The sequence below is a fragment of the Aliarcobacter faecis genome, assembly GCF_013201705.1.
In the GTDB taxonomy this organism is placed as follows: Bacteria; Campylobacterota; Campylobacteria; order Campylobacterales; family Arcobacteraceae; genus Aliarcobacter; species Aliarcobacter faecis.
Window position 1 is genome coordinate 42,978 of sequence record NZ_CP053837.1, and the last position, 12,733, is coordinate 55,710.

Below are 12,733 nucleotides of genomic sequence, written 5' to 3' on the forward strand. Positions count from 1 at the left end.
ATATAATTTTTTGAATTATTTTAAAGGAGATTGAATGAAAAAAATTTTAGCTATTTTAGCTTTAGGTAGTAGTTTATTATTTGGTGCAATTAATTTGCAAACAGCTTCAAAAGAAGAACTTATGAGCATAAAAGGGATTGGTGAGAAAAAAGCTGATCAAATTATTGAGTATAGAAAAACAAATAAAATTTCAAAACCAGAAGATTTAAAAAATATAAAAGGTTTTGGAGACAATGTTGTTGGTAATGTACAAAATGATGTAAATGTTAAAGATATAGCTTCAAAGAAAATTGATGAAATTAAAGAAAAACCATCTAAACAATTAACTAAAGAAAAAGATAATTTAGAAGATAAAGCTTTTAAAAAAATAAATAAAGCTTTAAACTAACAAAATGAAACTAAGGCTTTTGGGCTTTAGTTTTAGTTCTTTATGATAAAATTTTTCAAAAATTAAAGGAAGATTTTGAAATTTACTGTTAATTCCTTATGTCCATGTGGAAGTCTCAAAAAATATAAAAAATGTTGTAAAATTTTTCATGATAAAATAAAGAATCCTTCAACTGCCCTTGACCTTATGAAGTCAAGATTTTCTGCATTTGTATTTTGTAAAAGTAACTATATTATAAAAACAACACATAAAGATAATCCAGATTTTTCAACTGATATTTTAAATTGGAAAAAAGATATTGAACTTTTTAGTGTAAATACAGATTTTGTTAAGCTTGAGATTTTAGAGTTTATAGAAGCTGAATTTGAAAGTTTTGTAACATTTAAAGCAACACTATTTCAAAATAAAAATGATATATCATTTATAGAAAAGAGCCGATTTAAAAAAGAGAATAACTTTTGGTTTTATGTAGATGGGAAATTTATAGGAGAAAATAATGCTTGAATTACTAAATATTATTTCAATGGGACTTATTATTCTAGTTCCATTAGCAAACCCCATAACAACTGTAGCTTTGTTTATTGGACTTAGTCAAAATATGACTAAACAAGATAAAAATAGACAGGCTTTTTTGGCTTCAGTTTATGTTTTCCTTATTCTTGTTATCTCGTTTTACTTTGGGCAATTTATAATGAAGACTTTTGGAATATCTATTCCAGGATTAAGAATAGCTGGTGGATTAATAGTTGCATATATTGGATTTAGAATGCTTTTCCCTGAAAAGAAAGATGATGATACTAAAACCCAGACAATTAAAAGTATAGCTTTTGTTCCACTTGCAATGCCAAGTACTGCTGGACCTGGAACTATTGCTATGGTTATTAGTGTAGCTTCAACTGTTCATAGTGATCAAAACACAACTCCTATGTGGATAATATATGTTTCATCTATTGTAGTTCCATTAATACTAAGTTTTATTTTATGGTTAAGTTTAAGAAGTGCGGATACTATTATGAGAATAGTAGGTCGTAATGGTGTTGATGCAATTTCAAGATTGATGGGATTTTTACTTGTTTGTATGGGAACACAATTTGTTATAAATGGTGTTAAAGAGATAATTTTAAATTTTCCAAATTAAAGGATAAATATGAAGATACTATTTTCTCCAAGTGAGACAAAAATTGCTGGTGGAGATGAAGAATTTTTAAATAAAAATTCATTTATTTTTCCAGAACTTTATGAAAAAAGATTAGAAATAGTAAACACTTACAATGACTTTTTAAGAACAGCTTCAAAAGAGGAACTAGAAAAACTTTTTGGAACAAAGAAAGCTGATATTATAGAAAAATATAAAATAAATATTTTTAAAAGTCCTACTATGAAAGCAATTCAAAGATATGAAGGAGTTGCTTATGATTATTTGGATTATAATAATTTAGATAAAAATGCACAAAAATATATAGATGAAAATACACTAATATTTTCAAATCTTTTTGGCGTTTTAAAAGCAAGTGATAAGATACCAGATTATAAACTCAAACAAGGTGAAACTTTTGAATCTCTAAAAATAGAGAAGTTTTATAACGATAATTTCTCAAACTCATTAGATGAATATTTAAAAGATGAAGATATTTTAGACTTAAGAGCAGGATTTTATGAGAAATTTTATACTATAAAAAAAACATATTTAACTATGAAGTTTATAAAAGATGGGAAGGTTGTAAGCCATTTTGCAAAAGCTTATAGAGGAGAAATTTTAAAATTACTTGCACAAAAAGATATAAAAACTTTTGATGAACTTTTAAATCTTGAGATAAAGAATTTATCTATTGTTGAGATAAAAGAGCAAAAATTAAAAAAAGAGATAGTTTATAGTATCAATTAAAGGTAAAAACATGAAACCATTTCAAGGTTTTTTAATACAAAAAGATGGAACAGCACAAGAGTTAAAATATGAGAAATTAGATAACTTAGAAAGAGTTAATAAAATTTTATGGTTACACTTTGATTATACAAGTAAGGAAGCACAAGATTGGATTACAAATAAAAGTGGAATAGATTCTATTGCTGTAGATGCGCTTTTAGCAGATGAAACAAGACCTAGAACAGTTCTTTTAAATGATGCTTTATTAATCGCTTTAAGAGGTGTAAATTTAGAGAAAAATGCAAAACCAGAGAAGATGATTTCTATTCGTATTTTTATATCTTCAGATTTAATTATTTCAACAAGTAGAAAAAATATATTATCTGTATCAGAGATAAGTGAAGATTTAAGGAATGGAGAAGGTGTAAAAAGTTCTTCAGAATTTTTGGTTGAACTAACTTATAGAATGATAGATAGAATGGATAGTGTAATAGATAAAATCCAAGATAGAGCTGATTTTTTGGAAGAAAATATTTTAGATGCTGAGAATAATACAGAGTTTAGAACAGAAATATTAAAAATTAGAAGAGAAAGTATTATTTTAAAGAGATACTTAACTCCACAAAAAGAGGCACTAGTAAAACTTTATAATGAAAAACTTTTATGGATAGATGAGTATCAAAAGATTGAATTAAGAGAGACAACAGACCAACTAATAAGACATATTGAAGAGCTTGATACAATTAGAGATAAAGTTATACTTTTTCAAGAAGAGTTAGTAAATAGTTTAACTGAACAGATGAATAAAAAGATGTATATTTTGGCTATTTTATCTGCAATCTTTTTGCCACTTACATTCTTAACAGGGCTTTTAGGGATAAATGTTGGTGGGATTCCAGGTGCAACTTCTGATAATGCTTTTTATATATTTATTTTGATTTTAGTTACGGTTGTTGGCTTTCAATTTTATATTTTTAAAAAGAAGAAGTGGATTTAAAATAAGAGATTTTAATTTATCAAAGCAAAAATATTCCCAAGCTATAAGCTTGGGAACGAATGGTAGATTAAAGAGAGTTTTTTATTTTAAATTGTTAATGTATTAAAATTCTCATTTTTTGAATCATATTTAAAAATAATTGGTTCACTTTTTTTAAGTAACTCATCGTTTAGTACTAATTTATTAATTTGATGATTTTCATATGAAGAGAAGTAGTAAGTTTTACTATTGTTACACATACAACTTACATATAAAGTGTAATCTAAAGCTCCAGTATTAGTTATTACCGCTCCTTTTGGAATACGAACACTGTTTAAAATATGATAAGCATTAGTTACACCCATTTGCTCATTTTTAGCAGTTTCTATATGCTCTTTAAAAAATGCTGCACGAACAAATCTTTCAGGTGGTGTATATCCTCCTGGTAAACCAGCAGTTCCTGTTCCTTGTGAAAATGGTTTTGCTATGTACTCTCCAAATTTTACTGCTTCATACTGTTTTGGGCGAACATTTAAATAGTTTCTTAAATTCTGAATATGCCACTCAAGTTGTGGAGTATTTGTCATAACTCCAACTGGATTTTCTTTAAGTTTAAGTTCTTCTGTAGTTGGCTCAATTACAACACAACGACCAGTTGAATCTGTAATAATCCAATGTAGAGGAACTACTATGTTTAGTTTTGGAACAGGACTATTTACAATAGCGATATTATTAATAATAGCTTCTACTTCACTAATTGATTTGCAGTTACCTAAAATATATAAAATAAGCTCATGAGGGGCAAAGTTGTTTTTATTACTATTGGCTTTATCTAAATATTTAACTTCGTCTGGAAGATAAAGTTCTGCAATTGAAAGTCCACACTCATTTACACCATCAGCTACAAAATTAAGCCCTAATGAACCAGCTCCAATAAAGCCATATTTTGTTATATACTCTTTGCTGTCTGCTTTGGAAATCCATTTATAATCTCTTGGAATATATGTCGGATATGTTTCTAACTCAATTTCAAAATCCATAGTTCTAGATAACATATAATTTTTGTCTAATGTTTTTGTAAAAATACTTGTACACATAATTCTCTCCCTAATAAAAAGTAAGGGTAATTATATATGTATTAGCTTAATTTAAAATCTTTTTTTTCATAAAAAATAGTGATAAAAAAGCGATGAAAGCAAATATTGCACTATATAAAAATAGAGATTCTCCATAAGTTTTTCCAGCAATTAAGGCTCCTAAGAATCCTCCAAGTCCATAAGCAACTCCATACATAAATTGTTGAGCCAACTTTTTATTTTCATAAATAGAGTATAGATAAATCACAACTGCACTATGAAAAAGCCCAAAAGAGAAAGCATGAATACTTTGAGTTAAAAAGGCAATTTCTAAAGAGTTTGGAAATAAAAAGAGTAAAAACCATCTAAAAGAGGTGATAGCTAAACAAAATTTTATAATATTTAAAAGATTGTTTTTTAAAATTGGTGCTTGAAAATATAGCATTAAAATTTCACAAACTACTCCAAAAGACCAAAGATAAGATGTTATTTCAAGACTTATTCCATTATCTGTTTCATAGATTGTAAAGAAGTTGTAAAAAGAACCAAAACTTAATTGCATAAAAAATAGTGCTAACCAAAAAGGAAGATATTTAAAAAAATTCAAACTCTCATTTGAACTATTTATTACATCATTTTTTTTATCATATTTTAGTAAAAGTAGAGAAAAAATTACAGTTAGTATAATAACAGCTAAATAAAAGTGAATAGCCACAAAACTATTTGTTAAAAGTTTTGCAAGAACTAAAGCTATTACCATAAATCCAATAGAACCAAAAAGCCTTGATTTTCCATACTTCTCTTTCCCTAGAATTGATATAGCAGTAATTTCTAAATATGGTAAGATAAGAGATAAAGCAGCCGCTAAAATAGCATTATTTACTAAAAATAGATAAAAATTATTAATAGTAAGATAAAATAAAGTAGCTCCTAAAATAGCTATAAAAAGTGATTTTGTAAACATTGAGCTATCGAGTTTGATATGCTTTAGAAATAAAAAAGGTACTAAAAATCTCATTAAAGGAGCAACAGCTAGAACCACACCTATATCAAAATAGCTATATCCTATATCATTTAAAACTTTTGGTAAAAAGATTACATATATTCCTGTTGCTGCAAAATAGAAAAAATAAAATGCAGATAGATTAAAAAAGAGCATTACTCTTCATCTATTATTATTGTACTTGAAAGTATATCTTGTACAGTTTTTTTCTCTTTATTAAAAAATGGATAAAAAAGTGGAACTATTAAAATGATTGAGAAAAGTGTTGCAAAGTAACGAATAAGAGCTTGAAAAAAGTTGATTTTCTCTTTTGTAGTTTTATCTACAAGTTTTATTCCATAAGCTTTAAGCCCTGGTGTTTGACCATTTTTAAGCCATAAAGATATAAGTATTAAAAAAACAACAATTAAAATAATACTCCAACCTAAAATTCTATTTTGTGCAAAACCTTCTCCTCCACCCATTATAAAATAGATTACAATATAAAATATTGGAGTAGTTACTAGGAATAGGTCAATTAAAAAGGCTTTAAGCCTTTTCCCAAGAGTTGCAAAACCATTTGATTTTAAAGCTTGTTTTATAGACTTTTCATCAGATTTTTTAATTCTATTTTGTTTTACATCTCTCCATTTTGCCATTAGTTCCCTCTACTACCAGGTTTTATAGCTATACTACCCTCTTTACACATAGGGCAAGTTTCTGGACTATACATTTCAAATGCAAAATCTTCTAGTGCAAAAAGTGGTTTATCAAGTGGTAATTTACAGTTATCTTTTCTCTCTATTTCACTTCCCACTCTTTGACAAAAACCTCTATTTGCTAAAGCCGCATAAGCTACTACAACTCCGCCACCTTTTACAATTTCTCTTGCAGCTTCTAATGCACTTCCACCAGTTGTTATAATATCTTCACAAACTAGATATTTTTCACCTTCTTTTACTTCAAACCCTCTTCTTATAGTCATTTCACCTTCAGCTCTTTCAGCAAAGATAAATCGTACATCTAAAGCAGTTGCAAGAGCAAATCCAGCTATTAAACCACCTAGTGCTGGAGCACAAACAGCATCTATTTTTATTCCAGATTTTTTTATCTCAACTGCTAATGCTTCAGCTAAAAGTTTTGCTGTTTTTGGATCTTCCAAAACTTTTGCACTTTGTAGATAAAAACTAGAATGGTTACCACTACTTAGTTTAAAATGCCCCTCAAGAAGAGCATTAGAATTTTTATAAATTTGTTCTATATTCATATTTATACCGTTAAAATCTCTTTCTCTTTAGTTTTTAAAGTTTCATCAGCTTTTATAACAAAACTATCAGTTATTTTTTGAACTTCATCTTGTGCTTTTTTACTATCATCTTCTGTTATCTCTTTATCTTTTAGAAGATTTTTAATTTTTGTATTTGCATTTTGTCTAATATTTCTAATTGCAACTTTTGCATTATCAGTCATAACCTTAGCTTGTTTTGCAGTTTCTTGTCTTTGTTCAACTGTCATTGGTGGAAAAAATAGTTTGATTACTTCTCCATTATTGTTTGGATTTACTCCTATATTTGCAGTTTGAATAGCTTTTTCAATAGTTCCTAAAAGGTTTTTTTCCCAAGGACTAATTGTAATAGTTGTAGCATCAGTTGCCAAAACAGAACCAACTTGGCTTAAATCAGTTGGTGTTCCATAGTAATCAACTTTGATGTTGTCCAAAATATTTACATTTACTTTACCTGTTCGTAAAGTTTTGTAATCTCTTTTTAGAGATTCAATAGATTTCTCCATTTGCTCTTTTGTTTGTGAATAAACTTCATTCAACATTAATTCTCCTTTATTTGATTAATAATTTATTTGAAATAGTATAATAATCCGTGCTTATTGCAACTCTATTTCTAGCTAAATTTAGTTTTTTATTTAATTGAATTTCAATTATACCATTATTTACTTTTACATCTTGCCAACCATAAGTAGATACAAAAACTTTTGCTTTCTCAATTTTTGGATCAACTTTAGCTTTAATACTTTTTAATATCCCATCTTTTGGATACTCTTTTGGTTCAATCCATTCTACTTCCAAGCTATTATATTTGATTTTCTCTTCTATATTTACATTACCAACTAAAGCAATTCTATTTATATCAAAAATATCGCTTTTAGAGTTTATTGAACCATTATTCTGATTTAATATTGAGATAAAATCAAATTCTTTTAGTCTGTTTTTTACTCTATCATCATATTCACCATATGGATAAGAGTAGATTTTTGCTTTATAGCCCATATTCTTCTCAAAAAGTTCAATAGCTTTTTGTGTATCTTTTTCTATATCTTCATCTAAAAGTTTTACTAAAGATTTATGAGAGTATGAATGAAGTTCTATATCCCCATACTTTTTTGTCTCTTTTAACTCATCCCAAGTCATAAAATCACCATATTTATCATTAGTTGCTTCAACATATACAAAAAGAGTAAAAGGATAACCATATTCTTTGAAAAGTTTTAAACCATTTGTATAAAAGCTTTTGTAAGCATCATCTATTGTAAGTGCAACCCAGTTTGATGGAATTTCTTCATTATTTTGAAGCTTAGTTAAAATCTTTTCTAAAGGAACAACTTCATAATTATTTGTTTTAAAATATTCAAATTGTTTTTTTAACTCTTTTAGACTTGTATTTGTACTTTGATGTTTTGAATCATCAAATCTATGATAAACAAAAACCTTTGCATCTGCAAAAAGATACAAAGGTAAAAAGTAAAGAAGTAAAAGATACTTCATAAGTGATTAATTATTTGCTTTCAGGTACTTTGTTATCAGTTGTTGGAGCAACTGGAGCCGTTGGTGCAGATTGAACAGGAGTTGGATTTGCTGGTATTAAAGATTCTTGTTTTACTGAATCAATAGCACTTTTATTTCTCTCTTGATTGTATGTATAACCTAAAACTAGTGTATTTATAACAAATGCTAAACCTAAAGCCATAGTTGCTTTTGTTAGAAAATTAGCAGGTCCTTTCGCTCCGAAAAGTGATTCATTGCTTCCGCTATATGCTCCAAGCCCCATACTTGAGCTTTTTTGAAGAAGCACTACAATTACAATAAGCACTGCTAAAACAAATTGAACTATTAAAAGTGTAGATGTCATTATCTATATTCCTTTTTAAAAAATGGTGTCTATTTTATCCAATGCTTATTAAAAACTAGCTAAAATAAAACTTAAATTTTAATCTTAAAGAGATAGATGCAAGAAAAAAACCAATTTTCAAAATATGCAAAAGAGTATAAATCATATAATATTATTCAACAAATTTGTGCAAAATCATTGGTGAGAGAACTAAAATCAAAACCTAAGAGGATTTTGGAATTAGGTTGTGGTTCAGGACAAATCTTTTCAAATATAAATTGGGAATTTAATAAATATTTAGCAATAGATGGCTCAAAGCAGATGTGTGAACTCCATCCAAAAGCAAAGAATTTAAGTGTTAAATGTCTAAATTTTGACAGTGTTGAGTTTTTTAAAGAGATAAAAAAAGAGAGTTTTGATATGGTTTTATCTTCATCTGCCCTACAATGGTCTAATGATTTAAAAAAAATTATAGAGGCTTTATCAAAGATTACAAAAGAGATAAATGCAGTTTTATTCACTTCAAATACTTTTAAAACTATTCAAAATATTACAAATTCTAAATCACCAATATTAGATGAACAAAGTATAAAAGAGGCTTTTTCTAAATATTTTTTATGTGAATTTGAAAAAATTTCTTATAACTTAGAGTTTGAGGATAAAAAATCTTTGTTTGATTATATTAAGAAATCAGGTGTTAGTGGAAGTAATGAACTATCTTTTGAAAAAGCAAAAAAACTTTATAAAGAGTATAGTTTAAATTATTTAGAATTTGAAGTTATTTTTGTTAAAACAATCTCTAAATTATAAAGTTCATATCTTATATATTTAAAGTTTTCACTATCTTTTATTGAAGTTAATTTTGTAAGCTCTTCTAAGACTCTAGCACTCTCTTGTGCTCTTTTAAAGTTTGCTATTAAAATTGAGTTTAAATCAGTTCTATTTTGTTCACTTTTTATTGATGTTCGTAAAACATCATTTTGGACATCCCTTGCTTCTAAAATCTCAAAAAAATTTTCAACTCTAGCAAGATGTCTTAACTCTTTTAATTTTATAGAAATCTCTTTATTATTGTAGATATATCTAAAAATATCTTCTACAACTCTAATTCCTTCTCTTAATCTATTAAGGTTTGCGTCTATTATTCTTAAAGTATTACTTTGCATATTTTTATTAAAAAAGAGGCTATTTCTAACCTCTTTTTATTTTATTCATTATTTCTTGCAATACCAAGAATCTGAAGAAGTGATATAAATAGATTAAAGAAATCTAAATATAAAGATAAAGCAGCTTCAACAGGAGAGTCATAGTTTCCTTTTATTATATTTTGTGTATCGTACAAAATAAATGCAGAGAAAATTAAAGCTCCAGCACTTGCTATCATTAATTGCATCATTGATGATTGAATAAAGATATTTGAGATACCAGCAACAATCATAATAATTAAAGCAATGAATAAGAATTTCCCCATAGAACTAAAATCTCTTTTAGTTGTCATAGCAAACATAGATATTGCACCAAATGCAATAGATGTCATTAAAAATGCTTGTCCAACAATAGCAGCACCATCAGGCATTGCAAAAATAGAGTACAATAAAGGTGCAATTGTAAGACCTGTAATAAATGTAAATACAAATAATACAGCTAAATTAACACCTGGAGTATGTTTAACTCTAGGAATTACAAACCAAATTAGAGCAATTTCTATTGCAAATAAAACCCATTTCATTGGACCTGCTAAAATATTAACAATTCCTAATCCAATATAAGCTCCAGCAGTTGCTGCTAAAAGTGAACCAGCAAACAATTGATATGTAGCTTTTAAAAAGCTTATCATAGAAGCTTGTGATGATTCTTGTGAATACTGAGATGTTTGATCAGTTAAATAATCTCTGTTATACATTTTCTCTTCCTTTTATTTTAAAGTTTGAAAACAAATTTTTCTTAATAAATATATTAAGTTAGACATTATAGTATATAAATTTGGTAAATAAAAGGTAAATAAAACGCAAATCCGCAAATTTAAGCTAGATTTAATAAGAAACCTCTTGACAAAGTGGAAAAAACCTATTATAATTCCCGTCCAATTTGACCACAGAGGGTTAAAATTACGATCTTTAAAAGGATAAGTAAGTTTGTAAAGAAGAAGTGAAGTAATCTTTGTAAACCGAATATGTTAAACTTGATATTCAAAAAAAATAAAAAAGAACAAGAAGTAAATTCTTGTCTATAAATTTGAGTGATAATTTTGTAACTAACAATAAATTGAGAAATTTAGAGTAATTATAAAATATGTCAGTTTCAAACACTATAAAAAGATAAAAGATATTTAATTTTTATGTATATAAATACATACTTTAAATATAGAATAAAAAATTTATGGAGAGTTTGATCCTGGCTCAGAGTGAACGCTGGCGGCGTGCTTAACACATGCAAGTCGAACGAGAACGGGCTATAGCTTGCTATAGTTGTCAGCTAAGTGGCGCACGGGTGAGTAATGTATAGGTAATGTGCCTCTTACTAAGGGATAACAAATGGAAACGTTTGCTAATACCTTATACTCCTTATTAACATAAGTTAATAAGGGAAAGATTTATCGGTAAGAGATTGGCCTGTATTGTATCAGTTAGTTGGTGGGGTAATGGCCTACCAAGACAATGACACATAACTGGTTTGAGAGGATGATCAGTCACACTGGAACTGAGACACGGTCCAGACTCCTACGGGAGGCAGCAGTGGGGAATATTGCACAATGGACGAAAGTCTGATGCAGCAACGCCGCGTGGAGGATGACACATTTCGGTGCGTAAACTCCTTTTATATAAGAAGATAATGACGGTATTATATGAATAAGCACCGGCTAACTCCGTGCCAGCAGCCGCGGTAATACGGGGGGTGCAAGCGTTACTCGGAATCACTGGGCGTAAAGAGCATGTAGGCGGATTGATAAGTTTGAAGTGAAATCCTATAGCTTAACTATAGAACTGCTTTGAAAACTGTTAATCTAGAATGTGGGAGAGGTAGATGGAATTTCTGGTGTAGGGGTAAAATCCGTAGAGATCAGAAGGAATACCGATTGCGAAGGCGATCTACTGGAACATTATTGACGCTGAGATGCGAAAGCGTGGGGAGCAAACAGGATTAGATACCCTGGTAGTCCACGCCCTAAACGATGTACACTAGTTGTTGTGAGACTAGATCTTGCAGTAATGCAGTTAACACATTAAGTGTACCGCCTGGGGAGTACGGTCGCAAGATTAAAACTCAAAGGAATAGACGGGGACCCGCACAAGCGGTGGAGCATGTGGTTTAATTCGACGATACACGAAGAACCTTACCTGGACTTGACATAGTAAGAATGATTTAGAGATAGATTAGTGTCTGCTTGCAGAAACTTGCATACAGGTGCTGCACGGCTGTCGTCAGCTCGTGTCGTGAGATGTTGGGTTAAGTCCCGCAACGAGCGCAACCCTCGTCCTTAGTTGCTAACAGTTCGGCTGAGAACTCTAAGGAGACTGCCTACGCAAGTAGGAGGAAGGTGAGGATGACGTCAAGTCATCATGGCCCTTACGTCCAGGGCTACACACGTGCTACAATGGGGTATACAAAGAGCGGCAATACAGTGATGTGGAGCAAATCTTATAAAATACCTCCCAGTTCGGATTGTAGTCTGCAACTCGACTACATGAAGTTGGAATCGCTAGTAATCGTAGATCAGCTATGCTACGGTGAATACGTTCCCGGGTCTTGTACTCACCGCCCGTCACACCATGGGAGTTGAACTCATTCGAAGCGGGGATGCTAAAATAGCTACCTTCCACAGTGGATTCAGCGACTGGGGTGAAGTCGTAACAAGGTAACCGTAGGAGAACCTGCGGTTGGATCACCTCCTTTCAGAGAATAGAATTAAGATTTGTTTCTTAATGATTCAAAAGAGAAAAAAAGAAAATCAAGATAATATATTCGGTTTATAAAGATTATTTGATAAATAGGTGAAATGGGCCTATAGCTCAGCTGGCTAGAGCGCTCGACTGATAATCGTGAGGTCTCAGGTTCAAGTCCTGATAGGCCCACCATTAAATAATCTTAAAAGATTAGAGTGGGGAATTAGCTCAGCTGGGAGAGCGCCTGCTTTGCACGCAGGAGGTCAGCGGTTCGATCCCGCTATTCTCCACCACTAAAGAGAGATTTAATATAAGTTTTATAGAGATATAAGATTTATATTAGAGCTTTAAATAGAAGTTTCTAAAGATATTTAAAAATATAATGTTAAAGTCTTTTAATTTTTTTCGTAAGGTTAAATAGAAATATTTAATTTTAAAACA

General features: G+C 29.6%; 15 protein-coding genes, 2 tRNA genes and 1 rRNA gene. 9 read left to right on the forward strand and 9 right to left on the reverse strand.

The annotated features are described in order from the left end of the window. Window positions 1-34 precede the first annotated feature (34 nt). The 5 genes from AFAEC_RS00215 (at window position 35) to AFAEC_RS00235 (ending at window position 3,249) form a co-directional block, all read left to right on the forward strand. A complete protein-coding gene (locus AFAEC_RS00215) occupies window positions 35-388 on the forward strand; it encodes a ComEA family DNA-binding protein (RefSeq protein ID WP_026806535.1) in 354 nt (117 codons plus the stop codon). 75 nt (window positions 389-463) lie between these two features. Further along, window positions 464-892 carry a YchJ family protein gene (locus tag AFAEC_RS00220; RefSeq protein WP_026806534.1) on the forward strand — a complete coding sequence of 143 codons (429 nt, stop codon included), beginning with the start codon at window positions 464-466 and terminating at the stop codon, window positions 890-892. After that, window positions 885-1,526, forward strand: coding sequence for a MarC family NAAT transporter (locus tag AFAEC_RS00225; RefSeq protein WP_026806533.1), 642 nt, complete (start codon window positions 885-887; stop codon window positions 1,524-1,526). The genes AFAEC_RS00220 and AFAEC_RS00225 overlap by 8 nt, the downstream gene beginning before the upstream one ends. A gap of 9 nt (window positions 1,527-1,535) precedes the next feature. Then, entirely contained in the window at window positions 1,536-2,273 is a 738-nt protein-coding gene (locus tag AFAEC_RS00230; protein ID WP_026806532.1) for a YaaA family protein, read from the forward strand. 10 nt (window positions 2,274-2,283) lie between these two features. Continuing rightward, window positions 2,284-3,249, forward strand: a complete 966-nt coding sequence (locus AFAEC_RS00235) for a zinc transporter ZntB (RefSeq protein WP_026806531.1) — start codon at window positions 2,284-2,286, stop codon at window positions 3,247-3,249. Window positions 3,250-3,335: 86 nt separating this feature from the next. Here AFAEC_RS00235 and AFAEC_RS00240 read toward each other — a convergent pair whose 3' ends face one another. Genes AFAEC_RS00240 through secG form a run of 7 tightly spaced genes read right to left on the reverse strand, consistent with a single transcriptional unit; the run spans window position 3,336 to window position 8,429 of the window. Beyond that, on the reverse strand, window positions 3,336-4,325 hold the full coding sequence (locus tag AFAEC_RS00240) for a choloylglycine hydrolase family protein (protein ID WP_026806530.1): 990 nt from the start codon (window positions 4,323-4,325) through the stop codon (window positions 3,336-3,338). 46 nt (window positions 4,326-4,371) lie between these two features. Beyond that, entirely contained in the window at window positions 4,372-5,463 is a 1,092-nt protein-coding gene (locus tag AFAEC_RS00245) for an MFS transporter (RefSeq protein ID WP_026806529.1), read from the reverse strand. Next, complete coding sequence (locus tag AFAEC_RS00250) at window positions 5,463-5,945, reverse strand: RDD family protein (RefSeq protein WP_026806528.1); 483 nt, start codon at window positions 5,943-5,945, stop codon at window positions 5,463-5,465. The genes AFAEC_RS00245 and AFAEC_RS00250 overlap by 1 nt, the downstream gene beginning before the upstream one ends. Beyond that, window positions 5,945-6,553 carry an orotate phosphoribosyltransferase gene (pyrE, locus tag AFAEC_RS00255; protein ID WP_026806527.1) on the reverse strand — a complete coding sequence of 203 codons (609 nt, stop codon included), beginning with the start codon at window positions 6,551-6,553 and terminating at the stop codon, window positions 5,945-5,947. The genes AFAEC_RS00250 and pyrE overlap by 1 nt, the downstream gene beginning before the upstream one ends. A 2-nt stretch (window positions 6,554-6,555) precedes the next feature. After that, entirely contained in the window at window positions 6,556-7,113 is a 558-nt protein-coding gene (frr, locus tag AFAEC_RS00260; protein WP_026806526.1) for a ribosome recycling factor, read from the reverse strand. 10 nt (window positions 7,114-7,123) lie between these two features. Then, a complete protein-coding gene (locus AFAEC_RS00265) occupies window positions 7,124-8,065 on the reverse strand; it encodes a polysaccharide deacetylase family protein (RefSeq protein WP_026806525.1) in 942 nt (313 codons plus the stop codon). A gap of 10 nt (window positions 8,066-8,075) precedes the next feature. Then, the gene (gene secG, locus AFAEC_RS00270; RefSeq protein ID WP_026806524.1) at window positions 8,076-8,429 is read right to left on the reverse strand and encodes a preprotein translocase subunit SecG; all 354 of its coding nucleotides are present in this window, start codon (window positions 8,427-8,429) and stop codon (window positions 8,076-8,078) included. Between the two features lie 96 nt (window positions 8,430-8,525). Here secG and AFAEC_RS00275 point away from each other — a divergent pair, with 96 nt between their 5' ends. Further along, on the forward strand, window positions 8,526-9,218 hold the full coding sequence (locus AFAEC_RS00275) for a methyltransferase (RefSeq protein WP_026806523.1): 693 nt from the start codon (window positions 8,526-8,528) through the stop codon (window positions 9,216-9,218). Here AFAEC_RS00275 and AFAEC_RS00280 read toward each other — a convergent pair. Together AFAEC_RS00280 and AFAEC_RS00285 are read right to left on the reverse strand one after the other, a co-directional pair. Beyond that, window positions 9,170-9,574, reverse strand: a complete 405-nt coding sequence (locus tag AFAEC_RS00280) for a hypothetical protein (protein WP_026806522.1) — start codon at window positions 9,572-9,574, stop codon at window positions 9,170-9,172. The two genes, AFAEC_RS00275 and AFAEC_RS00280, sit on opposite strands and share 49 nt — an antisense overlap. A gap of 41 nt (window positions 9,575-9,615) precedes the next feature. Then, window positions 9,616-10,311, reverse strand: coding sequence for a Bax inhibitor-1/YccA family protein (locus AFAEC_RS00285; protein WP_026806521.1), 696 nt, complete (start codon window positions 10,309-10,311; stop codon window positions 9,616-9,618). A gap of 473 nt (window positions 10,312-10,784) precedes the next feature. Between AFAEC_RS00285 and AFAEC_RS00290 the strand changes: the two genes are divergently transcribed. The 3 genes from AFAEC_RS00290 to AFAEC_RS00300 all read left to right on the forward strand — a co-directional run bounded on the left by AFAEC_RS00290 (window position 10,785) and on the right by AFAEC_RS00300 (window position 12,585). Next, a 16S ribosomal RNA gene (locus AFAEC_RS00290) occupies window positions 10,785-12,302 on the forward strand. Between the two features lie 105 nt (window positions 12,303-12,407). Then, window positions 12,408-12,484: transfer RNA gene (locus AFAEC_RS00295), tRNA-Ile, on the forward strand. A 25-nt stretch (window positions 12,485-12,509) separates the two neighbouring features. Beyond that, window positions 12,510-12,585, forward strand: a tRNA-Ala gene (locus tag AFAEC_RS00300). The last annotated feature ends 148 nt before the right edge of the window (window positions 12,586-12,733 follow it).

Bases quoted from the DNA above. Each gene is read 5' to 3' on its own strand.
- AFAEC_RS00280 (WP_026806522.1), bottom strand. From the start codon at position 9,574: ATGCAAAGTAATACTTTAAGAATAATAGACGCAAACCTTAATAGATTA.
- AFAEC_RS00275 (WP_026806523.1), top strand. From the start codon at position 8,526: ATGCAAGAAAAAAACCAATTTTCAAAATATGCAAAAGAGTATAAATCA.
- AFAEC_RS00285 (WP_026806521.1), bottom strand. From the start codon at position 10,311: ATGTATAACAGAGATTATTTAACTGATCAAACATCTCAGTATTCACAA.
- AFAEC_RS00225 (WP_026806533.1), top strand. From the start codon at position 885: ATGCTTGAATTACTAAATATTATTTCAATGGGACTTATTATTCTAGTT.
- secG (WP_026806524.1), bottom strand. From the start codon at position 8,429: ATGACATCTACACTTTTAATAGTTCAATTTGTTTTAGCAGTGCTTATT.
- AFAEC_RS00265 (WP_026806525.1), bottom strand. From the start codon at position 8,065: ATGAAGTATCTTTTACTTCTTTACTTTTTACCTTTGTATCTTTTTGCA.
- AFAEC_RS00240 (WP_026806530.1), bottom strand. From the start codon at position 4,325: ATGTGTACAAGTATTTTTACAAAAACATTAGACAAAAATTATATGTTA.
- AFAEC_RS00250 (WP_026806528.1), bottom strand. From the start codon at position 5,945: ATGGCAAAATGGAGAGATGTAAAACAAAATAGAATTAAAAAATCTGAT.
- AFAEC_RS00215 (WP_026806535.1), top strand. From the start codon at position 35: ATGAAAAAAATTTTAGCTATTTTAGCTTTAGGTAGTAGTTTATTATTT.
- frr (WP_026806526.1), bottom strand. From the start codon at position 7,113: ATGTTGAATGAAGTTTATTCACAAACAAAAGAGCAAATGGAGAAATCT.
- AFAEC_RS00230 (WP_026806532.1), top strand. From the start codon at position 1,536: ATGAAGATACTATTTTCTCCAAGTGAGACAAAAATTGCTGGTGGAGAT.
- AFAEC_RS00245 (WP_026806529.1), bottom strand. From the start codon at position 5,463: ATGCTCTTTTTTAATCTATCTGCATTTTATTTTTTCTATTTTGCAGCA.
- AFAEC_RS00235 (WP_026806531.1), top strand. From the start codon at position 2,284: ATGAAACCATTTCAAGGTTTTTTAATACAAAAAGATGGAACAGCACAA.
- pyrE (WP_026806527.1), bottom strand. From the start codon at position 6,553: ATGAATATAGAACAAATTTATAAAAATTCTAATGCTCTTCTTGAGGGG.